Here is a 21,382-nt window from a genome sequence, read left to right as displayed (position 1 = left end):
TCAGCCCGCCGCCGCGGCCGCTCGTACGGCGGCGCAGATCCGGGCCAGGTCCTCGTCGCCGGTCACGTACGGCGGCATCGTGTAGATCAGGTCACGGAACGGGCGCAGCCACACGCCCTCCCGGACCGCCGCGCGCGTCGCCGCGGCCATGTCGACCTCGTGGTCCAGCTGTACGACCCCGATCGCGCCGAGCACCCGTACCTCGCGCACGCCCGGCAGGCCGGCGGCCGGGGCGAGCCCGGCCCGCAGCCCGGTCTCGATCCGCTTGACCTCGACCTCCCAGTCCTGGGAGAGCAGCAGGTCGATCGAGGCGCAGGCCACGGCGGACGCCAGCGGGTTCCCCATGAAGGTCGGCCCGTGCGCCAGGACCGGGACCTCGCCCCGCGAGATCCCGTCGGCGACCCGGCTCGTGCAGAGCGTCGCCGCCATCGACAGGTAGCCGCCGGTCAGCGCCTTGCCCAGACACATCACATCGGGGGAGACGCCCACCTGGTCGGCGGCGAACAGCGTGCCCGTACGCCCGAAGCCGGTGGCGATCTCGTCGAGGACGAGCAGCACGTCGTGTGCGTCGCAGGCCTCCCGCAGCACCCGCAGGTACTCCGGGTCGTGGAAACGCATCCCGCCCGCGCCCTGCACCACCGGTTCCACGATCACCGCGGCCAGTTCGTGCGCGTGCCTCCCGATCTCGGACCGCAGCAGCTCCGCGTACGACTCCTCGTACCCGGCCGGCGGGGCGTCCACGAACACCTGCGTCTGGAGCACGCCCGACCACAGCTCGTGCATCCCGCCCTGCGGGTCGCACACGGACATCGGCTGCCAGGTGTCGCCGTGGTAGCCGCCGCGCCAGGTGAGCAGCCGCTGCTTCTCGGGGCGCCCGAGCGAACGCCAGTACTGGAGGCACATCTTGACCGCGACCTCGACCGAGACGGAGCCCGAGTCGCTGAGGAAGACGTGCCGCAGCGGCTCGGGGGTGATCTCGACGAGCCGGGCGGCGAGCCGCACGGCGGGTTCGTGGGTGAGCCCGCCGAACATGACGTGGCTCATCCGGTCCAGCTGGTCGCGCACCGCGTCGTTGAGCACGGGGTGGTTGTAGCCGTGGACCGCCGACCACCAGGACGACATGCCGTCGATCAACTCGGTCTGACCCTCGGCGGGTTCGGCGAGCCGGAGGCGCACCCCGGACGCGGACGCGACGACCAGCGGGTCCGTACGGCCGGGCATGGGGCCGTACGGATGCCAGACGTGCGCCCGGTCCAGGCCGAGGAGTTCGTCGTTGCGCACGGCGTTACGCGTTCGGGGCGAGGTCCGTGCCGGCGCCGCGGCGGCGCACGGCGACCAGGTCCGGCCGGGGCTCGTTCGCGGCGGGAGCCGCCGGAGCCGCCGGAACCACCGGAGCCGTCGGGGCTTCGGACGCCGTCGGGGCCTCGGAGGACTCCGGCGCCGCGTGGCCGCCGCAGGGACCGCAGCCGCCGCCCGCCTCCGCGTGGGAGCCGCAGCCCGCGCCGTCGGCGGAGGCCTCGGAGCCGCAGCCCGCCGTGGCCTTCGCGCCGCAGCCGCCCGTCGCACCCGCCGCCGCGAGCGCGTCCGCGCGGTGCTTCGGCAGCGTGGTCGTGCCCGCGCCCTCCACCTCGAAGCCCGCGTCCGCGATCATGTCCAGGTCGGCCTGGCCGGCCTGGCCCTCGCTCGTCAGGTAGTCGCCGAGGAAGATCGAGTTCGCGATGTTCAGGGCCAGCGGCTGCATCGAGCGCAGATGCACCTCACGGCCGCCGGCGATCCGGACCTCGACGTCGGGGCAGACGAACCGCACCATCGCGAGGATCCGCAGGCAGCGCTGCGGGGTGAGGTTCCACTCCTTGGCGAGCGGCGTCCCCTCGAAGGGGATGAGGAAGTTGACCGGCACCGAGTCCGAGTCGAGCTCGCGCAGCGCGTACACGACGTCGACGAGGTCCTCGTCGGACTCGCCCATGCCCGCGATCAGACCCGAGCAGGCCGACAGACCGGCGGCGTGCGCCTTCTGCACGGTGTCCACCCGGTCCGCGTACGTGTGGGTCTTGGTGATCCCCTCGTACGTCGCCTCGGAGGTGTTCAGGTTGTGGTTGTACGCGTCGGCGCCGGCGTCCCGCAGCCGCTCCGCCTGGCCGTCCGAGAGCAGCCCGAGGCAGGCGCAGACCTCGACGCCCTCGTTCTGCTCCTTGATCGCCTCGATGGTCCTGCCGACCCGCTCGACGTCCCGGTCCGTCGGACCGCGGCCGCTCGCCACCAGGCAGACCCGCTTGGCGCCGCCCGCGACACCGGCGGCCGCCGCCTGGGAGGCCTCGTCCGGCTTCAGCCAGGTGTACTTGAGGATCTCGGCCTTGGAGCCGAGCCGCTGCGAGCAGTACGAGCAGTCCTCGGGGCACAGCCCCGACTTCAGGTTCACCAGGTAGTTGAGCTTCACCCGCCGCCCGAACCACTGGCGGCGCACCTTGCCGGCCGCCGCCACCACATCGAGCAGTTCGTCGTCTGAGGTCGCCAGCACGGCGAGCGCTTCTTCACGGGTCGGCAGCTCGCGCCGCAGCCCCTTCTCCACCAGCGTGTTCAGCAGGTCCATAACCGCTGATCCTGGCCTACCGCCCACCCCTCGGCCAAGGAGGATCCGAACAAACGACTCCGATCGGGGTGTGTGGATGACCACATCCCGACCTCGGCATGCTCCGGCTAGGGTCTGTGCGCTGCCTACAAAAGGATCGCCGTATGTCACAGGCCGAGGAGGCACGGGACGCGGGCCCGCGCCGTACCGCTTTCGACTGGACCGACGCCGAGGCGCGCCGCCGGGCCGACGCCGGTCTGGTCCGTACGCTGCGGCCCCGGGCCGCCGAGTCGGAGCTGCTCGACCTGGCGAGCAACGACTACCTCGGGCTCACCCGCCGCCGGGAGGTCACCGAGGCCGCGGCCGAGGCGGCCGTGCGCTGGGGCGCCGGCTCGACCGGATCCCGGCTCGTCACCGGCACCACCCGGCTGCACACCCGTCTCGAACGCGAACTCGCCGAGTTCTGCGGTTTCGAGGCCGCGCTCGTCTTCTCCTCCGGCTACACCGCCAACCTGGCCGCGCTGACCGCGCTCGGCGGCCGGGACTCCCTGATCGTCTCCGACGCCTCCAACCACGCCTCGATCGTGGACGGCTGCCGCCTCGCGCGCGCCGAGACGGCCGTCGTCCCGCACACCGACCCCGAGGCCGTCGCCAAGACGCTGGCCGCGCACCCCGGGCGGCGGGCCCTGGCCGTCACCGACTCCGTCTTCTCCGTCGACGGCGACAAGGCCCCGCTGCCGTGGCTGGCCGCCGCCTGCCGCGCGCACGGCGCCGGACTCGTCGTGGACGACGCCCACGGCCTCGGCGTCCTCGGCGAAGGGGGCCGGGGCGCCCTCCACGAGGCGGGACTCGCGGGCGACGAGGACGTGGTGGCCACGCTGACCCTCTCCAAGTCCCTCGGCAGCCAGGGCGGCGCCGTCCTCGGCCCGGCCCGGGTGATCGAGCACCTGGTGAACGCGGCCCGCACCTTCATCTTCGACACCGGGCTCGCCCCCGCCGCCGCGGGCGGCGCGCTCGCGAGCCTCCGGCTGCTGGTCGCCGAACCGGACCTCGCCGAGCGGGCGCGTACCGTTGCCACCACCCTGTACCGGCTGCTCACCGAGGCGGGCCTCACGGCGGCCCGGCCCGACGCGGCCGTCGTCTCGGTGCGCGCGCCCTCCCCGGAGGCGGCTCTGCGCTGGGCGGCGGACTGCCGCGAGCAGGGTCTTGCCGTCGGCTGCTTCCGGCCGCCGTCCGTGCCGGACGGCATCTCGCGACTGCGGCTCACCGCGCGGGCCGATCTGACGGACGCGCAGATCGAGCGCGCGGTGGCGACGATCCTGCGGACGGCGCCGGCCGGACCGCAGGGGTGACGGGCGGCCCAAGGGGGTTCCCGGGCCGCAGAGTTCACCGCTTCGGGCGACAGATGGGGACATATCTTGGTGGAACGCCGCCCGGCGTGGTCCGATCGGTGCCACTCTGACGCCCGAAGCGCAATCCGGGGCAGCGGCCCCGGCGGGAAAGGGACAGCGTCGCCATGGCCGATCACCAGGAAGCATCCGTCACTCTGCCGAGCGAGCCCGCCTCGGTCCCCACGGCCCGGCGGTTCGTCGCGGAGGTGCTCGACGGATGGGGCCTCGACGGGGCCGACGACCTCGCGGACGCGATCCGTCTGATGGTCTCGGAACTGGCCACCAACGCCGTGCTGCACACCCTCGGTCAGTCGCCCACGTTCACGGTCGACGTCCGCCTGGAGCGCGAGGAGCGCCTCCACATCGGCGTCACCGACAGCCATCCGCGCTGGCCGCGCCGTCTCCCGGCGGCAGTCCAGCAGGACAACGGCCGGGGCATGGTCATCATCCGCTCGCTGGCGGCGGAGGCGGGCGGCCGTCTCTCGGTCGCCCCGACCGAGGAGGGCGGGAAGACGGTCCGGATCACCCTCCCGTGGACGACGGTCCCGCTCGCGAGCTGTTAGCTCCTCGCCGGGAAGGCCCGGCCCGGCCTGCCCGGCCTGCGCGGACGGCGCTGTGTGCCGGACGCGACCCAGGTCCACGTCCGGAAGGCCCGTGCCGGGGTGCGGCGGCGCCACCGCACCCCTCGGGGTCGTACCGCTACGGCCGTCCGGTCAGCGGACGCGGCCGTAGTAGACCTTCGAGGACCAGATCCTGTCGAGCTTCACCCAGGAGCCCGTCTTGGGCGAGTGCCAGATCTTGCCGCTCCCGGCGTAGATCCCCACGTGGTACACCCTTCCGCCGGAGTGGAAGAAGACCAGGTCCCCCTTCTGTCTGCTGCCGGCGGAGATGTGCCGGGTCCTGTTGTACTGCTGCTGCGCGGTGCGGGGCAGCGACTTGCCCGCCTTCTTGTACGCGTAGAGCGTCAGACCGGAGCAGTCGAACCTCGTGGGCCCGGTGCTCCCGTACCGGTACGGGGCTCCCTTCTTGGACGCGGCGACGCTCAGTGCCTTGTTCGCGTAGGTCGTCGCTGCCTGGGCCTCCGATGCCGCACCTGGTGCGAGCAGCGTGCCGCCGACGGCGGCGAGGGTGAGAGCCGAGACGGCTCCGGCCCGGGACAGCAGGGACGGGACGTGCATCTGCGCGGTCATGCGCAACCCTTCGTCAGCCGCCTGCGAAGGATGACCTGTCGGGTTCGGGCTGGCGAAGATGCCCGGCCGCTTCCGCGGCTTCACCCCAAGGGACGGCCTCGCTGCCGGAACAGCGCGTACGCCCCGTCTGAATCGGGTCCTCCACTCCTGCCGATCCACTCCTGTCGACCAGACATCCGGGACAGCGGCAGGACTCGGCGTCCGCCCGGACCGCCCCGCCGCGGCGGCGGGGGCTTGTCGTCGACAGGGATCTTGACCTACACACAGGGCGAAATCCGAGCTGAAACGGCGATATGTGAGGCTCCTCACGACTGATCCATTCGGGTGGACAGGATGCTTTCGTGATCGTCGGAGGTTTGGCCGACGAGCCCCGCACCAGGGGTGGAACGCCCGATTCCGCCAGATGCGTACACCTGCTGTGCAACTCACCCGGCACATATGTCGACGCGTCGACTACGCCGAACGGGGGATCGATTCTGCGGTTCGTGTCGGCCGTCCGGACCTGGACACGGCACGCCGGAATGTCAACTCGCCCGTGCTTCCGGGACGGTGACGCGGCCGGTTCTGCGCTCCCCGTCCAACACTCGCAGGGCGCGCGCCAAGGTGTCCGCGTGCACCTCGCTCTCGCCCCGCGCGTGCATCAGCGTCACGGCCTCGCGCAGCGCCTCGGCCCGCCCGACCAGGGCCTGCGCCGCGCGCAGCGCCCCGTAGGTGTGGGTGCCCCTGGCGGGGTTGATCCTCCCCAGGAGGTCGACGACTTCGAGGTACGCGTCGACGAACTCGCCCTCGGCCCGCGTCAGGGCGGGCAGCGGCGGCAGTTCGGGGACCACGGCGGGCTCACCGCTCCGAGGGGCCGACGGAGTCCCGCCGGCTCGTGATCACATGGTCCACCAGGCCGTACGCGAGGGCCGCCGGCGCGTCCAGGACCGTGAGGCGGTCGAGGTCGGCGTCGATCCGCTCGCGCGGCTGCCCGGTGTGCTCGGTGAGGATCCCGGCCATCAGGGCGCGCAGGCGGAGGAGTTCGCTGGCGTGCAGGTCGAGGTCGCTGAGCTGCCCCTGGAGCGGCTCGTCCACGGCGGGCTGCCGGAGCGTGATCCGGGCGCCGGGCAGCATCGCGCGCTTGCCCGGCGTCCCCGCCGCGAGCAGGACGGCGGCGGTGGACTCCGCCTGGCCGAGGCAGGTGGTCTCCACGTCGCAGTGGAGCGAGCGGAGGGTGTCGTAGATCGCGGTCATGGCGGTGACGGAGCCGCCGGGGGAGTTGATGTAGAGCGAGAGGTCCTGTCCCGGAGCCGCGTGGTCGAGGTGGAGGAGCTGGGCGATCACGTCGTTGGCGGAGATCTCGTCGATCGGCGTGCCGAGGAAGACGATCCGGGATTCGAGGAGCTTGGAGTAGGGGTCGAGGGTCCGGGTTCCGTAGCTGGTCCGCTCCGTGAACTCGGGCAGGACGTGGCGAGCATCCATGGCGGGCACCTCCATCTGTAAAAAATGTACAGGACGTACAGGCCGTAAGATGGGGAGCATGACCTACGAGATCCCGGTGACGCAAGCGCGGGCTGAGCTCGCCGACCTCATCAACCGCGTCGTGTACGGCGGTGAGCGCGTCGTGGTCACCCGCCACGGGAAGCCCCTCGTCGCCCTGGTCTCCGCCGCTGACCTGGAAGAACTCGAGGCGGCGGAGAAGCCCGCCGACGAGCAGGTGGTCAGTACGGTCTCCGGCCTGCGCTCCGTCGACTCCGCTCCGGGCGAACAGGGCCGCTTCGGCATCGCCGCCCACCACCGCGAGCCCGGCGTCTCCTGAGCGCGCGACCGGTCCGACGATCATGGGAACGCAAAGACACAGTTAACGAGCCGGAAAAACTTCCGCCCTAACGTGCAATGTCTGCTCGCGTACCGCATCTCCGCAGTTCAACAAGGTGTTGACGGTCGGTAGGGTCCGCAGCTGTCCGGGGTCTCTCCCGGCAGACGACTGTGAGGTGGAAGAGTGCAGTTGAGCCCGCACGAACAGGAACGCCTGCTCATCCATGTGGCGGCGGACGTGGCGGAGAAGCGCAGGGCCCGCGGTGTGCTGCTCAACCACCCCGAGGCCGTCGCGCTGCTCACCGCCCATGTCCTCGAAGGTGCCAGGGACGGTCGCACGGTCGCCGAGCTGATGGCCTCCGGCCGCAAGGTGCTCACCCGCGCGGACGTCATGGACGGCATCCCCGAGATGATCCACGACGTCCAGGTCGAGGCCACCTTCCCGGACGGCACCAAGCTCGTCACCGTCCACGACCCGATCATCTGAACGGGGCGCCGCCGATGATCCCCGGAGAGATCCTGTACGCGGACGGCCCCGTCGCCCTCAACGAGGGGCGCCCCGTCACGCGTCTGACCGTGCTCAACGCCGCCGACCGGCCCGTCCAGGTCGGCTCCCACTACCACTTCGCCGAGGTCAACCCCGGTCTGCAGTTCGACCGCGGCGCCGCGCGCGGACAGCGGCTGCACATCGCCGCCGGCACCGCCGTCCGCTTCGAACCCGGCATCCCGGTCGAGGTCGAGCTCGTCCCCCTCGCGGGCCGCCGGATCGTCCCCGGCCTGCGCGGCGAGATCGCCGGCCCCCTCGACTCCGCCGGCTCCCTCGACACCACTGCCCAGGACAAGGACGGCGACCGTGCCTGACCTCCACCGCGCCGTCCACGCCGACCTGTTCGGCCCCACCACCGGCGACCGCGTCCGGCTCGCCGACACCGACCTCCTCGTGGAGATCGAGGAGGACCGCAGCGGAGGCCCCGGCCGCGCCGGCGACGAAGCCGTATTCGGCGGTGGCAAGGTCATCCGCGAGTCCATGGGGCAGGCCCGCACCACCCGCGCCGAGGGCGCCCCCGACACCGTGATCACCGGCGTCGTGGTCATCGACCACTGGGGGATCGTCAAGGCCGACATCGGCATCCGGGACGGCCGGATCACCGCCCTCGGCAAGGCCGGCAACCCCGACACCATGGACGGCGTCCACCCCGACCTGGTGATCGGCCCCGAGACCGAGATCATCGTCGGCAACGGCCGGATCGTCACCGCCGGAGCCGTCGACACCCACGTCCACTTCATCTCGCCGACCGTCGTCGAGCAGGCCCTCGCCACCGGCGTCACCACCCTCGTCGGCGGCGGTACGGGACCCGCCGAGGGCACCAAGGCCACCACCGTCACCCCCGGCCCCTGGCACACGGCCCGGATGTTCGAGGCCCTGGACACCTTCCCCGTCAACATCGGCCTGCTCGGCAAGGGCAACACGATGTCCCGCGAGGCCATGCACTCCCAGCTGCGCGGCGGGGCCCTCGGATTCAAGATCCACGAGGACTGGGGCGCCACCCCCGCCGTCATCGACGCCTGTCTGGACGTGTGCGAGGAGACGGGCGCCCAGCTCGCCATCCACACCGACACCCTGAACGAGGCGGGCTTCGTCGGCGACACCCTCGCCGCCATCGCCGGCCGCACCGTCCACGCGTACCACACCGAGGGCGCCGGCGGCGGGCACGCCCCCGACATCATCACGGTGGTCTCCGAGCCGTACATCCTGCCCAGCTCCACCAACCCGACCCGGCCGCACACCGTCAACACCATCGAGGAACACCTCGACATGCTGATGGTCTGCCACCACCTCAACCCGGCCGTCCCCGAGGACCTCGCCTTCGCGGAGTCCCGCATCCGGCCCTCCACCATCGCCGCCGAGGACGTCCTGCACGACCTCGGGGCCATCTCGATCATCTCCTCCGACGCCCAGGCCATGGGCCGGATCGGCGAGGTGATCATGCGCACCTGGCAGACCGCCCACGTCATGAAGAAGCGGCGCGGCGCCCTGCCCGGCGACGGCCGCGCCGACAACCACCGGGCGCGCCGCTACGTCGCCAAGTACACGATCAACCCGGCCGTCGCCCAGGGCATGGACCACCTCGTCGGCTCGGTCGAGCCCGGCAAGCTCGCCGACCTGGTCCTGTGGGAGCCCGCCTTCTTCGGGGTGAAGCCGCTCGTCGTCCTCAAGGGCGGGCAGATCGCGTACGCGCAGATGGGGGACGCCAACGCCTCCATCCCCACTCCCCAGCCGGTGCTGCCCCGTCCCATGTTCGGCGCGCTCGGCAGGGCCGCGGCGTCCGGCTCGGTCAACTTCGTCGCCCGGGCGGCGATCGAGGACGACATCGCCCAGCGGCTCGGTGTGAACAAGGAGTTCACCGCGATCGGCAACACCCGGCGGGTGACCAAGGCGGACATGCGGGAGAACGACGCGCTGCCCCGGGTCGAGGTCGACGCCGACACCTTCACGGTGACCATCGACGGCGAGGCGGTCGAACCCGCCCCCACCGCCGAACTGCCCATGGCCCAGCGCTACTTCCTCTTCTGATGACGAGTCGCGCAGCCCTCCTCGTGCTCGCCGACGGGCGTTTCCCCGCCGGCGGGCACGCCCACTCCGGCGGGGCCGAGGCCGCCGTGGCGGCGGGCCGGATCACGGACGCGGCGAGTCTCGCCGCCTTCTGCCGCGGCCGGCTGCACACCAGCGGCCTCACCGCGGCGGCCCTCGCCGCCGCGGCGGCGCTCGGACACGACCCCTACGCGCTCGACGCGGCCGCCGACGCGCGCACCCCCTCGCCGGCCCTCCGCGCCGCCGCCCGCAAGCTGGGCCGGCAGATGATGCGGGCGGCCCGCGCCGCCTGGCCGGGTCCCGAACTCGACGCGCTCGCCGCCGCGTTCCCGCGCGGCGCCCACCAGCCCGTCGTCCTCGGAACCGCCGCCCGCGCCGCAGGGCTCGGCCCCGAGGACGCCGCGCACTGCGTCGCGTACGAGACGGTCAGCGGCCCCGCCACCGCCACGGTCCGGCTGCTGAGCCTGGACCCCTTCCAGGCCACCGCCGTCCTCGCCCGGCTCGCCCCCGCCATGGACCGGGTCGCCGAGGAGGCCGCCGCCGCCGCCCGGCGGGGCATCGACGCCCTGCCCGCGGCCTCCGCACCCCTCCTCGACATCACCGCCGAACAGCACGCGGCCTGGCCCGTCCGCCTCTTCGCGTCCTGAGGCCACTCGTGAGCACCCGTTCCTGAGCCCCCTCTCCTGAGCACCCACGTCCGAGACCACGTCCGAGCATCGCTGGAGCCGCCCCATGCACCTCGACCACTCCCACGACCACCGCGGTGCCGTCTCCGCCGACGCCCACCGCCCCGACGGCACCCGCCGCGCCCTGCGCATCGGACTCGGCGGTCCGGTCGGCTCCGGCAAGACCGCCACCGTCGCCGCCCTCTGCCGGGCCCTGCGCGACACCCTCTCCCTCGCCGTCGTCACCAACGACATCTACACCCGCGAGGACGCCGAGTTCCTGCTCCGCAACGCCGTCCTGCCGCCCGAGCGCATCCAGGCCGTCGAGACCGGCGCCTGCCCGCACACCGCCATCCGCGACGACATCTCCGCCAACCTCGAAGCCGTCGAGGACCTGGAGGAGGCGGTCGGGCCGCTCGACCTCATCCTCGTCGAGTCCGGCGGCGACAACCTCACCGCCACCTTCTCCAAGGGGCTCGTCGACGCCCAGATCTTCGTCATCGACGTGGCCGGCGGGGACGACATCCCGCGCAAGGGCGGCCCCGGCGTCACCACCGCCGACCTCCTCGTCGTCAACAAGACCGACCTCGCCCCCTACGTGGGTTCCGACCTGGAGCGGATGGCGCGCGACGCCAAGGCGCAGCGCGGCGAACTGCCCGTGGCCTTCACCTCGCTGCGGGCCGAGAACGGCGTCGCGCCCGTCGCGGACTGGGTCCGCGCCCAGCTCGGGGCCTGGACCGCGTGAGCCTGCGCGCCACGGCCCGGATCCGCGCCGACGCCGACGGGGGGCTGCCGCTCCTGGTCGGCGACGGCCCCCTCGCCCTGCGCCGCACCCGGGCCGCGGGTCCGCCCGCCGGGCCCGCCGGTCCGTACGGGGAGGCCCCCGGTCCGTACACCCGGGTCACCGTCGTCGGGGCGATGAGCGCCCCGCTCGGCGGTGACCGGCTCGCGATCGAGACCGAGGTGTGCGACGGGGCCCGGCTCCTGGTCGACTCCGCGGCCGCCACCCTCGCGCTGCCCGGCCGGAGCGCCGAGCCCGCCGCGTACGACGTGCGGATCACCGTCGGCGACGGGGGCGTGCTCCGCTGGCTGCCGGAGCAGATGGTCTCCGTCCGGGGGTCGGACCTGCGGATGCGGACCGTCGTCGAGCTCGCTCCCACGGCGCGGCTGGTCCTCCGTGAGGAGCAGATCCTCGGCCGCCACGGCGAACCGCCCGGCACCCTCGTCACCCGGCTCACCGTGCGCCGGGCCGGACGGCCCCTGCTCGACCAGGAACTGGCCTTCGGGCCCGGCGCCCCCGGCGGCTGGGACGGCGGCGCGGTGCTCGGCGGGCACCGGGCGACCGGCCAACTCCTCGTCGTCGACCCGGCGTTCGCCGACAAGCCGGTGGAGTCCCGGCTGTTCGGGGAGCACGCCGCCGTCACCCCGCTGGCCGGACCCGCAGCCCTCGCCACCGCGGTCGCACCGGACGCGCTCGTGCTGCGCCGCCTGCTCGACAGGGCTTTGGCCGAACTCGCCCCGTTCTGACCGTTTCTGAGGGGCCCCGGTGAGGTCACCGCTCAGCGGTACACCGTTCACCGGTTATTGGTTCGGCAAAGAAACACGTGTTCGCCCTTTCATCGGGAGCCCCCGGGGCGAAAGGATCCCCCGACAACCAACACGCGGCGCTGCCACGGGGGCGGCGCCCACTGGGGGAGGACATGTGAGACGCACAGCGGTGCTCGGCTCGGCCGGCACTCTGATAGCGGGCACGCTCGTCGTGGGCGCGCTCGCCGCCCCGGCCGCGAACGCCGACAGCAACCGCCACCTGCGCGACGCGGAGTCGATCGGCGTCGCCGTCGCCGCCGCCCGCGCCGCCCAGACCGGCATCGACTGGCAGGACTGCCCGGCCGACTGGGGCCTGGAGAAGCCGATCGAGTGCGGCTGGGTCAGCGTGCCCGTCGACTACGCGAAGCCCAACGGCAAGAAGATCAAGATCGCCGTGGACCGGATCAAGTCCACCGGCACCCCCGCCGAGCGCCAGGGCGCGCTCCTCTACAACCCGGGCGGCCCCGGCGGCTCCGGCCTCCGCTTCCCCCGCCGGGTCACCACGAAGAACGCGATCTGGGCGAACGCCGCCAAGGCCTACGACTTCGTGGGCTTCGACCCGCGCGGCGTCGGCAAGTCGGCCCCCATCTCCTGCGTCGACCCGACCGACTTCGTCAAGGGCCCGAAGCTCGACCCGGTCCCCGACAGCGAGGCCGACAAGCTCGCGCAGCGCAAGCTCGCCGCCGACTACGCCAAGGGCTGTGCGGAGAAGAGCGGCGACCTGCTGCCCTTCATGAACACCCCCAACACCGCCCGTGACCTCGACGTCGTCCGCGCCGCCCTCGGCGAGCGGAAGCTCAACTTCGTCGGCGTCTCCTACGGCACCTACCTCGGCGCGGTCTACGGCACGCTCTTCCCGAGCCACGTCCGCCGCATGGTCCTCGACAGCGTCGTCAACCCCTCGACGCGGAAGATCTGGTACGAGGTCAACCTCGACCAGGACATCGCCTTCGAGGGCCGCCTCAAGGACTGGATGACCTGGGTCGCCCAGAACGACGCCACCTACCACCTCGGGGACACCCTGGCGGAGGTCCAGCAGCAGTGGGTGACCCTGCGCGCCGCCGCCAAGAAGGCCCCGCTCGGCGGGAAGGTCGGCCCTGCGGAGCTCATCGGCTTCTTCCAGAACGCCCCGTACTACGACTCCACCTGGGCCCTGGTGGCCGAGGCCTGGAGCGCCTACGCCGCCGGTGACCCGCAGCCGCTGATCGACAACGCCGCGGCCGACCTCACCGACACCGCCGGCAACATCTCCTCGGAGAACGGCAACGCCGTCTACACCGCGGTCGAGTGCAACGACGCCGCCTGGCCGACGAGCTGGAAGAAGTGGGACCGGGACAACACCCGCCTCCACGAGCAGTACCCCTTCATGACCTGGGCCAACGCGTGGATGAACCTCCCCTGCGCCACCTGGTCCGCCCCGCGCCAGCGCCCGACCGAGGTGAAGACCGGCAAGGGCCTCCCGCCGGTGCTCATCGCCCAGTCCGAGCGTGACGCCGCCACCCCGTACGCCGGCGCCGTCGAGCTGCACAAGCGTTTCAAGGGCTCGCGACTGATCACGGAGAAGGACGCCGGCTCGCACGGCATCACCAACCTGGTCAACCCCTGCCTCAACGCCAAGGTCGAGACCTACCTGCTGACCGGCAAGGTCGACGCCACGGACCAGACGTGCGCCCCGCACGCCACTCCGCAGCCGTAACACCGCCCGCATCCGGGTGAGGAGAGGGGCGGGCCGTCCGACGGCCCGCCCCTCTCCGCCGTCTCAGTGCGAGGCGAGCCAGGCGTCCTCCGCCGCGTAGTCGAAGAAGTCCACCCCGTACTTCCCCAGACCCGGGAAGACCTCCCGCCACTCCCGCCCCGCCACCCGCTCGCTCAGCCACGCGACCGTCTCCGGCAGCGACGCGGCGTACGAGACCACCGGCCGGTAGCCCAACTCCCGCTCCGCCGCCGTCATGTCGTAGACGATCGGATGTTCCGAGGTCCAGGGAGTGAGGCCCACGAGCCCGTCCGGCGCCCCCTCGATCAGCACCGTCTCGCTCTCGGCGCCGAGGACCGCGTCGATCGCCGCCCCGATCTCGGCCACCGTCGGCGCCTCCGGGTCCGCGCCGTTCAGTACCCGGCTGCCCGGCTTCGCCGCCGCCAGCCGGATCAGCTCCGCCAGATTGTCGACATGGGCAGGATGGAACCGCGAGGTCCCGCCGTACGCGAGCAGGCGCACCGGCCGTCCGTCCAACGCCCGCTTCACGAACCACAGTTCACGCGGACCCGGGCAGTGCGGACCGTGGATCGCGCCCGCCCGCAGCAGCGTCGTCGGCAGCGCCTCGCCCGCCGCGAGCAGCCGCTGTTCCAGGGCGACCTTCCGGGTGCCGTACGTGCTGTCGCCCGGCGCCACCGTCGCCAGGGACTCCGGGATCGGCACCGGATAGCGCGGGAAGCCGTCCGACCGGTCCTGGGTGTCGAAGCTTCGCCCCCGCTCGTCCTCGTACACGGCCCCGCTGGAGATCACCACCGCCGAGCCGATCCGGTCCGCGAGCCCGGTCAACTGGGCGGCGTGCCCGGCGTCGTACGCCACCATGTCCACCAGGACGTCCGTGCCGTCGCCGAGCGCGGACGCCAACGCGCCCTCCTCGCCCCGGTCGAGCCGGACCGACCGGACCTCGTCCGGCCAGCCGTCGTCCCTGCCGCCGCCCCGCGAGGCGGCCGTCACCTCCCAGCCGTCCGCGAGGAGGGCCCGCACGGCCGCCCTCCCCACCTGTCCCGATCCACCCAGCACGAACGCGCTTCCCTTGCTCATGGACGCGACGCTACGGGCGGCGGACGCGGCGGCCCAGAGGATTGCGCCGTGCGCGGATCCGCCCTCAGCGTTCCCCGCCGGGGAACTTTCGCGCCGACCGCCCGTCCTCCTCCGCCGCGGCCTTCACCACCGCCGCGTACTCGTCCACGTACTCCTGCCCGGACAGCCGCAGGATCTCGTACATGATCTCGTCCGTCACCGCGCGGACCACCGCCTTCTCACCGGCCGAACCCCTGAACCGGGCGAAGTCCAGCGGTTCCCCGAACCGGATGGTGACCCGGCGGATCCTCGGCACGACCTTCCCCGGCGGCTGGATCTCGAAGGTCCCCACCATCGCGCAGGGCACCACCGGCACCCCCGCCGTCAGCGCCATCACCGCCACCCCCACCTTGCCCTTGTACAGCCGCCCGTCGTGCGAACGCGTCCCCTCCGGATAGATGCCGAGCAGCTCGCCCCGGTCCAGCACCCCCAGCCCCTCCCGGATCGCGGCCCGCCCCGCCTCCTTCCCCGACCGGTCCACCGGGATCTGGCCGGCGGCCCGGAAGAACGCCGCCGTCAGCCGCCCCTTCACCCCCGGCCCGGTGAAGTACTCCTGCTTCGCCAGGAAGGTGATCCGCCGGTCCAGGACCACCGGCATCAGGAAGTGGTCCGAGAAGGAGAGATGGTTGCCCGCGACGATCGCCGCACCCTCCTCCGGGATGTGCTCGAGACCCTCGATCCGGGGCCGGAAGAGCAGCCTCAGGAGCGGTCCGAGCAGTACGTGCTTCATCAGGTGGTAGAACATCCGCGACCCCCGTTCGTCGTCCGTCCACCCGTTGTATCGGCGCGCGGCCCCGTGGTCCACTGGTGGGGGAGCGTCACCATGACCGACGAGCGAGGGTCCAGGCGCCCCGGCCGCGTCCTCACCGCACTGCTGTGCGCGCTGACGGCGGCCGGGCTGTACGGCTGCTCCCACCCGGGTACGCCCGAACCGACCCCCACCCCGACCCCCACGCCCGCCACCACGAGCCCCGCTCCCACCGCCCCGGTCCCCACCGGACGCTCGCCCTTCACCGGACTCCCGGCGAAACCCGCCCCCGTCCTCGCCGTCAAGATCGACAACGTGGCCGCGGCCCGCCCCCACACCGGCCTCGGCTCCGCCGACCTCGTCTACGTCGAACAGGTCGAGGGAGGCGTGACCCGGCTCCTCGCCGTCTACTCCTCCCGCCTCCCCGACCGGACCGGACCCGTCCGCAGCGCCCGCGAGTCCGACATCGAACTCCTCGCCCAGTTCGGCACCCCCGCACTCGCCTACTCCGGCTCCCAGACCGCCCTGAAACCCCTCCTCCAGGCCGCCCCGCTGCACCCGCTGCCGCAGGAGGACGCACCCCGGGCCTTCGTCCGCAGCTCCGCGCGACCGGCGCCCCACAACCTGTACCTGCTGCCCGGCCGCGCCCTGGCCGCGGCCCCCGACGCCGGCCTCTCCCGGGACATCGGCTTCCGCTTCGGGCCCGCTCCCGAGGACGGCACCCCCGTCCGGGCACGCACCGTCCGCTATCCCGCCGCCCGCTACACCTTCACTTGGAACACGGCGGAGAAGGACTGGCGGGTCGCGATGGACGGGCGGGCCGCCCGCACCACCGACGCGGGACCGCTGAAGCCCGCGACGGTCGTCGTCCAGCACGTGAACATCCGTTCCTCACGCTTCCACGACTTCCTCGGCAGCGTGTCCCCGTACACCGAGAGCGTCGGCAGCGGTACGGCACAGGTGCTGCGGGACGGCCGGTCGTACGACGCCCACTGGTCCCGCCCCACGGCGGCCTCCGGCACCACGTTCACCACCCCGGCGGGCAAGCCGCTCCCCTTCGCACCGGGACAGATCTGGGTGGTACTGGCCCCGAACGGCTAGGAAAGCCGGCAGGCGGGGTCTGCGCGTCACGAGGTCTCCACCGCCGACGGGAACCGCGCGGTGGCCAGGACCGAGCCGTCGGGAGCGAGGAGCTGGGCGCCGGACACCGTCGCCGGGTCCACCACGGCCGGCGCGCCCCAGTACCCGTACCCGCCCTTGAGGGCGAACGTGCCGAGGGGAACGGCGCTGCCGTCGGTACGTTCGAGGCGGCAGCGCACCGGTCCGTCGCGTCCCCCCAGCTCGACGGACATGTAGACCCAGCCCGGCGCACCGGCGTGGGCGAAGATCCGGCCGACCTCGTGGCCGTCGGCGATCAGGGCCGCCTCCATCAGAGCGCTGTGCGCCGGGGCGGAGGCCACCGGCGGCTCGGTGACGGCGGTGCCCACGGCCCAGCCGCCGAAGCCGCAGGCGACCGCGAGGGCGGCGCCTGCCGCCGCGAGCCGCGGCCGCAGGAGGCGGCGCCGCCCCGGGGGCCGCCCGGCCGGGCCGGACCGCCCGACGTGCCCGGCGTCCTCCGCGCGCTCCGGCCGTCCCGTCTGCTCCGGGCGGGTGCCGAACCGTTCGGTGAACAGCTCCCCGAACCGTGCGGTGACCCGGCTCTCGAAGCCCACCGGCGGCTCCGAGCCGGGCAGCAGCCCCAGCAGGCCGTCGCCGAGCGGAGCCAGCCGCGCGATGTGCTCCCGGCACGCGGCGCAGCGGTCCAGATGCGCGACCGCGAGCGCGCGCTCCCGCGCCGGGAGCACACCCAGCGCCAGTTCGGCGTCGAGCTCCCTCAGCCGTTCGCAGCTCATGCCCTCGCTCATCGCCGGTTCACCTCGGCTCCCCATGCCGTCCGCAGCTTCCGCAGCGCCGTCCTGATCCGCGTCTTCGCGGTGCCCAGCGGTATGTGCTCGAAGTCGGCGACCTCCCGCGCCGTCATCCCGTAGATCGCGGCCAGCGCCAGCGCCCGGGCCTGCTCCCTCGGCAGCCGGGCCAGGGCGGTCCCGAGCCCGGCCGCCGTCTCGGCGGCCAGGGCCCGGTCCTCGGGGGTGTCGGTCATGACGTCGAGCAGGGCGTCCAGATCCTCCGGCGCCACGGGATCGGCCCGGCGCGCCCGGACCGCGTCGACCGCGAGGTTGTGGGCGATGGTCGTCAGCCAGGTCCGCACCGAACCGCGCCGCGCGTCGTAGACCGAGGCATGACGCCAGGCCCGCTCGAAGGTCTGCTGCGCGATGTCCTCGGCGAGCTGGGTGTCACCGACGACGGCGACCGCGACACCGAACACCGTGCGCTGGAAACGGCGCACGAACGCGACGGCGATCTCGGGATCTCCCGTGGTCAGGCCGGACAGCAGCGCCTCGTCCGGCGCGTGCCCGAGTGACATCCCCATGCTCCGCACACCCCTGGATACGTTCCGCCGCCCCCAGGGGATTGCGCCGGATCCGGATCCGTGCGGAAACACCCCCTCATTCTCCTCCTCCGGCCCCGCGCAATCCCTCCGCGCCGCTCGTCCGTACCCCCTGCGGAACGGAAATCCCCAAGAACGAGAACAGGCGGAGGGCGGAGTGATGACAGGAACACACACGCGGAGCCGCGTGGCGCTCGGTCTGGCGGCCGCAGGGCTCACCGGGCTGCTGGCGGCCTGCGGGAGCGGCGGCGGGTCTGCGAACACCGCACCACCGAGCACCGCACCACCGGCACAGAGCACGACGGGCACCACCCAGGTGACCGCGGACCTCTCCGACTTCCACATCGCGCTGTCGCAGAACACGTTCAAGGCAGGCGGCTACACCTTCGTCGTCAACAACATCGGCCACCACGTCCACGCCCTGGCGGTCGAGGGCCCGGGCGGAGAGCACCGCTCGCCGAACGTGGACCCCGGCAAGAGCACGAAGCTGACCGTGACGCTGAAGTCGGGCACGTACGAGATCTACTGCCCCGTCGACGGACACAAGGACCTGGGCATGAAGACCGAGATCACCGTGGGAGGTACCGGGGGACCGGTGAACGAGAGCCCGACGGGCCATGGCTACTGAACGGGCCCGGAGCGTCCTCGCGCTGCGCCTGGCCGGCGCCGGTCTGACGGCGGCGATGGCGGCCATCCACCTCCGTCTGTGGGACACCGGCTACCGCGACCTGGCGACGATCGGCGTGCTGTTCCTGCTCAACGCCATCGGCGGCGCCCTGCTGACGCTCGCCCTGCTGGCCGCACCGACCCGCTACCTCGCCGTCCCGGCCGCGCTCGGCGCGCTCTTCACCGCCGGCACGCTCGCGGGTCTCGTCGTCAGCCTCACCACCGGACTCTTCGGCTTCGAGGAGTCCCTCGACGCGGAACTGGTCCTGCCGACGATCGTCGTCGAGTCGGCGGGCGTCGTCGTCCTGACCGTCCTCGCCCTCGCCACCGCACGCGGCTTCCCCCGCCGCGCGACCGGCGGGTGACCCGCCGCGGTCAGGGATGCGCGGGCCCGGTCCCCGCCGGTGGGCGGGGACGTGGGGCGGGCGGGGCGGTGCTGTCCGACGCGGCCATCCCGATCGTCACCACGCCGAGCACCACCCAGCCGAACCAGAGCCAGCCGCTGCTGCCGAGCGCCACCGTGTACGCCGTCGTCAGCACCAGCGCGGCGGCCGTGAGCACCGCCATCGTCTTCGTGGGACCGGACATGTGTCCGCCCTCCTCCCGACCGAGGTCGCGGAAGCCGTCCAGCCCATCGTGACCCCGGAAGGGGGGCGCGCGCTACTCCCGGGACGCTCCGGCGTGCGCCGGGATCAGCGGCCGCGGGCCTGGAGCGAGGCGAGATACGCGTTGTACGCCTCCAGCTCCTTGTCCCCGTTCCGGTCGGCGGCCCGGTCCATACGGACCGCCTGCCGCTGCTCGGAGTGGTACCACTGGTAGACCAGCGCGATCAGCACCAGCACGGACGGGATCTCGCTGAACGCCCAGGCGATGCCGCCCGCCGCGTTCTGGTCGGTGAGCACGTCGATCCCCAGCGAGGCCGGCGGGTTCTCGTAGGCCTTCACCATCGGCTCCGTGGCCATCATCAGCGCGATGCCGAAGAAGGCGTGGAACGGCATGCCCGCGAACAGCTCCAGCATCCGCATCACGTACCCCGGCCGGTGCGGCCCCGGGTCGACGCCCATGATCGGCCAGAAGAAGACCACGCCCACCATCAGGAAGTGCACCATCATCCCGATGTGGCCCGCCTTCGAGCCCATCAGGAAGTCGAAGAGCGGCGTGAAGTACAGCGCGTAGAGGCTCGCGATGAACATCGGGATCGTGAAACCGGGGTGCGTGATCACCTTCATGTACCGGCTGTGCAGCAGCTTCAGGAGCAGCTCGCGCGGCCCCGTGGAGCCCCGCCCCGCCACCGGCAGCGCCCGCAGCGCCAGCGTGATGGGCGCGCCGAGCAGCAGCAGGATCGGCGACAGCATCGAGATCACCATGTGCTGCACCATGTGCACGCTGAACATGACCATGCCGTAGTCGTTGAGCTTGGTGCACATCACGAGCGCGATCGTCAGCACGCCGACCGTGAAGAACACCGTCCGGCTGACCGGCCAGGCGTCCCCGCGCCGCCGCAGCCGCGCCACGCCCCACCCGTACAGCCCGAGCCCCGCGAGGCAGCCGATCAGGAAGAAGAGGTCGGGCGAGAACTCCAGGCCCCGACCCAGCGTGAACGGCGGCAGATCCGTGGTCATGCCGTGCCCGCTGTGATCCATCGTGTGCACTCCTGGAGCCCGATTCGCGCTTGTTGTCCGCACCAGACTAGAACCGCCCCCGGCCGCTGCTGCGACCGGGGGCGGATGTCACGCGAAGGCGTCCGTCAGAGCACGCACTCGGCCTCGGCGTAGCGGTCCGCCGGGACGGTCTTGAGGGTCTCCACGGCCTGGGCCAGCGGAACCATGGTGATCTCGGTGCCGCGCAGCGCGGTCAGCATGCCGAACTCGCCCCGGTGCGCCGCCTCGACCGCGTGCCAGCCGAAGCGGGTGGCGAGGACGCGGTCGTACGCGGTGGGGGTGCCGCCGCGCTGGACGTGACCCAGGATGACCGGGCGGGCCTCCTTGCCGAGGCGCCGCTCCAGCTCGGCGGAGAGCTGGTTGGCGATGCCGGTGAAGCGCTCGTGACCGTAGATGTCGGTGCCGGCGGTCTTGAAGTCCATGGAGCCCTCGGCGGGCTTCGCGCCCTCGGCCACGACGACGATCGCGAACCGCTTGCCGGCCTCGAAGCGCTCGCCGACCCGGGCGGTCAGCTCGTCGATGTCGAAGGGCCGCTCGGGGACCACGATGGCGTGCGCGCCGGCCGCCATGCCGGAGTGCAGCGCTATCCAGCCGGTGTGACGGCCCATGACCTCGACGACCAGGACGCGCTGGTGGGACTCGGCGGTGGTCTTGAGCCGGTCCAGGGCCTCGGTGGCGACGGTCACGGCGGTGTCGAAGCCGAAGGTGACGTCGGTGGAGGCGATGTCGTTGTCGATGGTCTTCGGGACGCCGACGATCGGGAGGCCCGCCTCGGAGAGGAGGTTCGCCGCCTTGAGGGTGCCCTCGCCGCCGATCGGGATGATCGCGTCGAGCCCCAGGTCGGCCACGTGGCCCCTGGCCCGCTCGACGCCGCCGACCAGGTGCGCGGGCTGGACCCGCGAGGAGCCGAGGATGGTGCCGCCCCGGGCGAGGATGCCGCCCACCGCGTCCAGATCGAGCTTGCGGTAGTCGCACTCCAGGAGGCCACGCCACCCGTCGTGGAAGCCGATGACCTCGTCGCCGTGGTCGACGACGGCGCGGTGCACGACGGATCGGATGACAGCGTTCAGACCGGGGCAGTCTCCGCCGGAGGTGAGCACGCCAATGCGCATAGCCCAAAAACCTTTGCAACGTGGGCCGACTCCCGGACCACGTCGTCCGGCTGGATTCCCGCCACCCTATCGCCGCAGGGTGGCG

25 protein-coding genes and 1 riboswitch are annotated in these 21,382 nt (G+C 72.7%); of the genes, 13 read left to right on the top strand and 12 right to left on the bottom strand.

Features of this window, described 5'->3' with window-relative positions; translation table 11 throughout:
- Both ASD33_RS07210 and bioB read right to left on the bottom strand, forming a co-directional pair.
- Positions 1 to 1,221: an adenosylmethionine--8-amino-7-oxononanoate transaminase gene (locus ASD33_RS07210; protein ID WP_242426864.1), complete on the bottom strand. Its 1,221-nt coding sequence runs from the start codon at positions 1,219 to 1,221 to the stop codon at positions 1 to 3.
- Positions 1,222 to 1,285: 64 nt separating this feature from the next.
- Positions 1,286 to 2,590 (bottom strand): biotin synthase BioB, encoded by a 1,305-nt coding sequence (gene bioB / locus ASD33_RS07205; protein ID WP_056555224.1) that lies wholly within the window; start codon positions 2,588 to 2,590, stop codon positions 1,286 to 1,288.
- A gap of 143 nt (positions 2,591 to 2,733) precedes the next feature.
- Between bioB and ASD33_RS07200 the strand changes: the two genes are divergently transcribed.
- Both ASD33_RS07200 and ASD33_RS07195 read left to right on the top strand, forming a co-directional pair.
- Positions 2,734 to 3,921, top strand: a complete 1,188-nt coding sequence (locus tag ASD33_RS07200) for an 8-amino-7-oxononanoate synthase (protein WP_056555221.1) — start codon at positions 2,734 to 2,736, stop codon at positions 3,919 to 3,921.
- A gap of 164 nt (positions 3,922 to 4,085) precedes the next feature.
- On the top strand, positions 4,086 to 4,523 hold the full coding sequence (locus ASD33_RS07195) for an ATP-binding protein (RefSeq protein WP_056555218.1): 438 nt from the start codon (positions 4,086 to 4,088) through the stop codon (positions 4,521 to 4,523).
- A gap of 150 nt (positions 4,524 to 4,673) precedes the next feature.
- Here the strand turns inward: ASD33_RS07195 and ASD33_RS07190 are convergent, their stop codons facing one another.
- From ASD33_RS07190 to ASD33_RS07180, 3 genes are all read right to left on the bottom strand, one after another.
- Positions 4,674 to 5,150, bottom strand: coding sequence for a C40 family peptidase (locus tag ASD33_RS07190; RefSeq protein ID WP_056555215.1), 477 nt, complete (start codon positions 5,148 to 5,150; stop codon positions 4,674 to 4,676).
- A gap of 3 nt (positions 5,151 to 5,153) precedes the next feature.
- Positions 5,154 to 5,360: riboswitch (cyclic di-AMP (ydaO/yuaA leader) on the bottom strand.
- 314 nt (positions 5,361 to 5,674) lie between these two features.
- A complete protein-coding gene (locus ASD33_RS07185; protein WP_056555212.1) occupies positions 5,675 to 5,980 on the bottom strand; it encodes a hypothetical protein in 306 nt (101 codons plus the stop codon).
- Between the two features lie 7 nt (positions 5,981 to 5,987).
- On the bottom strand, positions 5,988 to 6,611 hold the full coding sequence (locus tag ASD33_RS07180; RefSeq protein WP_079044620.1) for an ATP-dependent Clp protease proteolytic subunit: 624 nt from the start codon (positions 6,609 to 6,611) through the stop codon (positions 5,988 to 5,990).
- Positions 6,612 to 6,669: 58 nt separating this feature from the next.
- Here ASD33_RS07180 and ASD33_RS07175 point away from each other — a divergent pair, with 58 nt between their 5' ends.
- The 8 genes from ASD33_RS07175 to ASD33_RS07140 all read left to right on the top strand — a co-directional run bounded on the left by ASD33_RS07175 (position 6,670) and on the right by ASD33_RS07140 (position 13,488).
- Positions 6,670 to 6,948, top strand: coding sequence for a type II toxin-antitoxin system Phd/YefM family antitoxin (locus tag ASD33_RS07175; RefSeq protein ID WP_056555206.1), 279 nt, complete (start codon positions 6,670 to 6,672; stop codon positions 6,946 to 6,948).
- 183 nt (positions 6,949 to 7,131) lie between these two features.
- Complete coding sequence (locus tag ASD33_RS07170; RefSeq protein ID WP_056555205.1) at positions 7,132 to 7,434, top strand: urease subunit gamma; 303 nt, start codon at positions 7,132 to 7,134, stop codon at positions 7,432 to 7,434.
- Between the two features lie 14 nt (positions 7,435 to 7,448).
- On the top strand, positions 7,449 to 7,808 hold the full coding sequence (locus ASD33_RS07165) for an urease subunit beta (protein ID WP_056555202.1): 360 nt from the start codon (positions 7,449 to 7,451) through the stop codon (positions 7,806 to 7,808).
- Positions 7,801 to 9,522: an urease subunit alpha gene (locus ASD33_RS07160; protein ID WP_056555201.1), complete on the top strand. Its 1,722-nt coding sequence runs from the start codon at positions 7,801 to 7,803 to the stop codon at positions 9,520 to 9,522. Before ASD33_RS07165 ends, ASD33_RS07160 begins: the two co-directional genes overlap by 8 nt.
- Positions 9,522 to 10,187 carry an urease accessory UreF family protein gene (locus ASD33_RS07155; RefSeq protein WP_056555200.1) on the top strand — a complete coding sequence of 222 codons (666 nt, stop codon included), beginning with the start codon at positions 9,522 to 9,524 and terminating at the stop codon, positions 10,185 to 10,187. The genes ASD33_RS07160 and ASD33_RS07155 overlap by 1 nt, the downstream gene beginning before the upstream one ends.
- Positions 10,188 to 10,272: 85 nt before the next feature.
- On the top strand, positions 10,273 to 10,950 hold the full coding sequence (gene ureG / locus ASD33_RS07150; protein WP_056555194.1) for an urease accessory protein UreG: 678 nt from the start codon (positions 10,273 to 10,275) through the stop codon (positions 10,948 to 10,950).
- Positions 10,947 to 11,732, top strand: coding sequence for an urease accessory protein UreD (locus ASD33_RS07145; RefSeq protein ID WP_056555185.1), 786 nt, complete (start codon positions 10,947 to 10,949; stop codon positions 11,730 to 11,732). Before ureG ends, ASD33_RS07145 begins: the two co-directional genes overlap by 4 nt.
- A 175-nt stretch (positions 11,733 to 11,907) precedes the next feature.
- Positions 11,908 to 13,488 carry an alpha/beta hydrolase gene (locus ASD33_RS07140; protein WP_056555182.1) on the top strand — a complete coding sequence of 527 codons (1,581 nt, stop codon included), beginning with the start codon at positions 11,908 to 11,910 and terminating at the stop codon, positions 13,486 to 13,488.
- A gap of 63 nt (positions 13,489 to 13,551) precedes the next feature.
- Here ASD33_RS07140 and ASD33_RS07135 read toward each other — a convergent pair whose 3' ends face one another.
- Complete coding sequence (locus ASD33_RS07135; RefSeq protein WP_056555180.1) at positions 13,552 to 14,583, bottom strand: NAD-dependent epimerase/dehydratase family protein; 1,032 nt, start codon at positions 14,581 to 14,583, stop codon at positions 13,552 to 13,554.
- A 64-nt stretch (positions 14,584 to 14,647) separates the two neighbouring features.
- On the bottom strand, positions 14,648 to 15,367 hold the full coding sequence (locus tag ASD33_RS07130) for a lysophospholipid acyltransferase family protein (protein WP_056555176.1): 720 nt from the start codon (positions 15,365 to 15,367) through the stop codon (positions 14,648 to 14,650).
- Between the two features lie 78 nt (positions 15,368 to 15,445).
- Here ASD33_RS07130 and ASD33_RS07125 point away from each other — a divergent pair, with 78 nt between their 5' ends.
- Complete coding sequence (locus tag ASD33_RS07125) at positions 15,446 to 16,471, top strand: DUF3048 domain-containing protein (protein ID WP_056555173.1); 1,026 nt, start codon at positions 15,446 to 15,448, stop codon at positions 16,469 to 16,471.
- Between the two features lie 26 nt (positions 16,472 to 16,497).
- Here the strand turns inward: ASD33_RS07125 and ASD33_RS07120 are convergent, their stop codons facing one another.
- The gene (locus ASD33_RS07120) at positions 16,498 to 17,274 is read right to left on the bottom strand and encodes a zf-HC2 domain-containing protein (RefSeq protein WP_063991905.1); all 777 of its coding nucleotides are present in this window, start codon (positions 17,272 to 17,274) and stop codon (positions 16,498 to 16,500) included.
- The gene (locus ASD33_RS07115; protein WP_056555168.1) at positions 17,271 to 17,840 is read right to left on the bottom strand and encodes a sigma-70 family RNA polymerase sigma factor; all 570 of its coding nucleotides are present in this window, start codon (positions 17,838 to 17,840) and stop codon (positions 17,271 to 17,273) included. Before ASD33_RS07115 ends, ASD33_RS07120 begins: the two co-directional genes overlap by 4 nt.
- Before the next feature lie 178 nt (positions 17,841 to 18,018).
- Here ASD33_RS07115 and ASD33_RS07110 point away from each other — a divergent pair, with 178 nt between their 5' ends.
- On the top strand, positions 18,019 to 18,486 hold the full coding sequence (locus ASD33_RS07110; protein WP_056555166.1) for a hypothetical protein: 468 nt from the start codon (positions 18,019 to 18,021) through the stop codon (positions 18,484 to 18,486).
- The gene (locus tag ASD33_RS07105) at positions 18,476 to 18,889 is read left to right on the top strand and encodes a hypothetical protein (RefSeq protein ID WP_056555164.1); all 414 of its coding nucleotides are present in this window, start codon (positions 18,476 to 18,478) and stop codon (positions 18,887 to 18,889) included. The genes ASD33_RS07110 and ASD33_RS07105 overlap by 11 nt, the downstream gene beginning before the upstream one ends.
- A 10-nt stretch (positions 18,890 to 18,899) precedes the next feature.
- On the opposite strand, the gene ASD33_RS07100 is transcribed toward ASD33_RS07105, so the two are convergent.
- The 3 genes from ASD33_RS07100 to ASD33_RS07090 all read right to left on the bottom strand — a co-directional run bounded on the left by ASD33_RS07100 (position 18,900) and on the right by ASD33_RS07090 (position 21,297).
- The gene (locus tag ASD33_RS07100) at positions 18,900 to 19,112 is read right to left on the bottom strand and encodes a hypothetical protein (RefSeq protein ID WP_056555160.1); all 213 of its coding nucleotides are present in this window, start codon (positions 19,110 to 19,112) and stop codon (positions 18,900 to 18,902) included.
- A 104-nt stretch (positions 19,113 to 19,216) separates the two neighbouring features.
- Positions 19,217 to 20,167: a cytochrome c oxidase assembly protein gene (locus ASD33_RS07095; RefSeq protein ID WP_056555157.1), complete on the bottom strand. Its 951-nt coding sequence runs from the start codon at positions 20,165 to 20,167 to the stop codon at positions 19,217 to 19,219.
- Positions 20,168 to 20,271: 104 nt separating this feature from the next.
- A complete protein-coding gene (locus ASD33_RS07090; protein ID WP_056555155.1) occupies positions 20,272 to 21,297 on the bottom strand; it encodes a 6-phosphofructokinase in 1,026 nt (341 codons plus the stop codon).
- Positions 21,298 to 21,382: the final 85 nt, after the last annotated feature.

It is taken from the genome of Streptomyces sp. Root1304 (assembly GCF_001426405.1).
In the GTDB taxonomy this organism is placed as follows: Bacteria; Actinomycetota; Actinomycetes; order Streptomycetales; family Streptomycetaceae; genus Streptomyces.
This window is presented reverse-complemented; position numbering and strand designations above follow the sequence as displayed.

Excerpts from the sequence above, each read along its gene's own strand:
- ureG (WP_056555194.1), top strand. The coding sequence starts at position 10,273 with ATGCACCTCGACCACTCCCACGACCACCGCGGTGCCGTCTCCGCCGAC.
- ASD33_RS07210 (WP_242426864.1), bottom strand. The coding sequence starts at position 1,221 with ATGCCCGGCCGTACGGACCCGCTGGTCGTCGCGTCCGCGTCCGGGGTG.
- ASD33_RS07125 (WP_056555173.1), top strand. The coding sequence starts at position 15,446 with ATGACCGACGAGCGAGGGTCCAGGCGCCCCGGCCGCGTCCTCACCGCA.
- ASD33_RS07095 (WP_056555157.1), bottom strand. The coding sequence starts at position 20,167 with ATGGATCACAGCGGGCACGGCATGACCACGGATCTGCCGCCGTTCACG.
- ASD33_RS07135 (WP_056555180.1), bottom strand. The coding sequence starts at position 14,583 with ATGAGCAAGGGAAGCGCGTTCGTGCTGGGTGGATCGGGACAGGTGGGG.
- ASD33_RS07100 (WP_056555160.1), bottom strand. The coding sequence starts at position 19,112 with ATGTCCGGTCCCACGAAGACGATGGCGGTGCTCACGGCCGCCGCGCTG.
- ASD33_RS07175 (WP_056555206.1), top strand. The coding sequence starts at position 6,670 with ATGACCTACGAGATCCCGGTGACGCAAGCGCGGGCTGAGCTCGCCGAC.
- ASD33_RS07105 (WP_056555164.1), top strand. The coding sequence starts at position 18,476 with ATGGCTACTGAACGGGCCCGGAGCGTCCTCGCGCTGCGCCTGGCCGGC.
- ASD33_RS07130 (WP_056555176.1), bottom strand. The coding sequence starts at position 15,367 with ATGTTCTACCACCTGATGAAGCACGTACTGCTCGGACCGCTCCTGAGG.
- ASD33_RS07165 (WP_056555202.1), top strand. The coding sequence starts at position 7,449 with ATGATCCCCGGAGAGATCCTGTACGCGGACGGCCCCGTCGCCCTCAAC.
- ASD33_RS07190 (WP_056555215.1), bottom strand. The coding sequence starts at position 5,150 with ATGACCGCGCAGATGCACGTCCCGTCCCTGCTGTCCCGGGCCGGAGCC.
- ASD33_RS07195 (WP_056555218.1), top strand. The coding sequence starts at position 4,086 with ATGGCCGATCACCAGGAAGCATCCGTCACTCTGCCGAGCGAGCCCGCC.
- ASD33_RS07090 (WP_056555155.1), bottom strand. The coding sequence starts at position 21,297 with ATGCGCATTGGCGTGCTCACCTCCGGCGGAGACTGCCCCGGTCTGAAC.
- ASD33_RS07180 (WP_079044620.1), bottom strand. The coding sequence starts at position 6,611 with ATGGATGCTCGCCACGTCCTGCCCGAGTTCACGGAGCGGACCAGCTAC.
- bioB (WP_056555224.1), bottom strand. The coding sequence starts at position 2,590 with ATGGACCTGCTGAACACGCTGGTGGAGAAGGGGCTGCGGCGCGAGCTG.
- ASD33_RS07120 (WP_063991905.1), bottom strand. The coding sequence starts at position 17,274 with ATGAGCGAGGGCATGAGCTGCGAACGGCTGAGGGAGCTCGACGCCGAA.
- ASD33_RS07200 (WP_056555221.1), top strand. The coding sequence starts at position 2,734 with ATGTCACAGGCCGAGGAGGCACGGGACGCGGGCCCGCGCCGTACCGCT.
- ASD33_RS07115 (WP_056555168.1), bottom strand. The coding sequence starts at position 17,840 with ATGGGGATGTCACTCGGGCACGCGCCGGACGAGGCGCTGCTGTCCGGC.
- ASD33_RS07110 (WP_056555166.1), top strand. The coding sequence starts at position 18,019 with ATGACAGGAACACACACGCGGAGCCGCGTGGCGCTCGGTCTGGCGGCC.
- ASD33_RS07155 (WP_056555200.1), top strand. The coding sequence starts at position 9,522 with ATGACGAGTCGCGCAGCCCTCCTCGTGCTCGCCGACGGGCGTTTCCCC.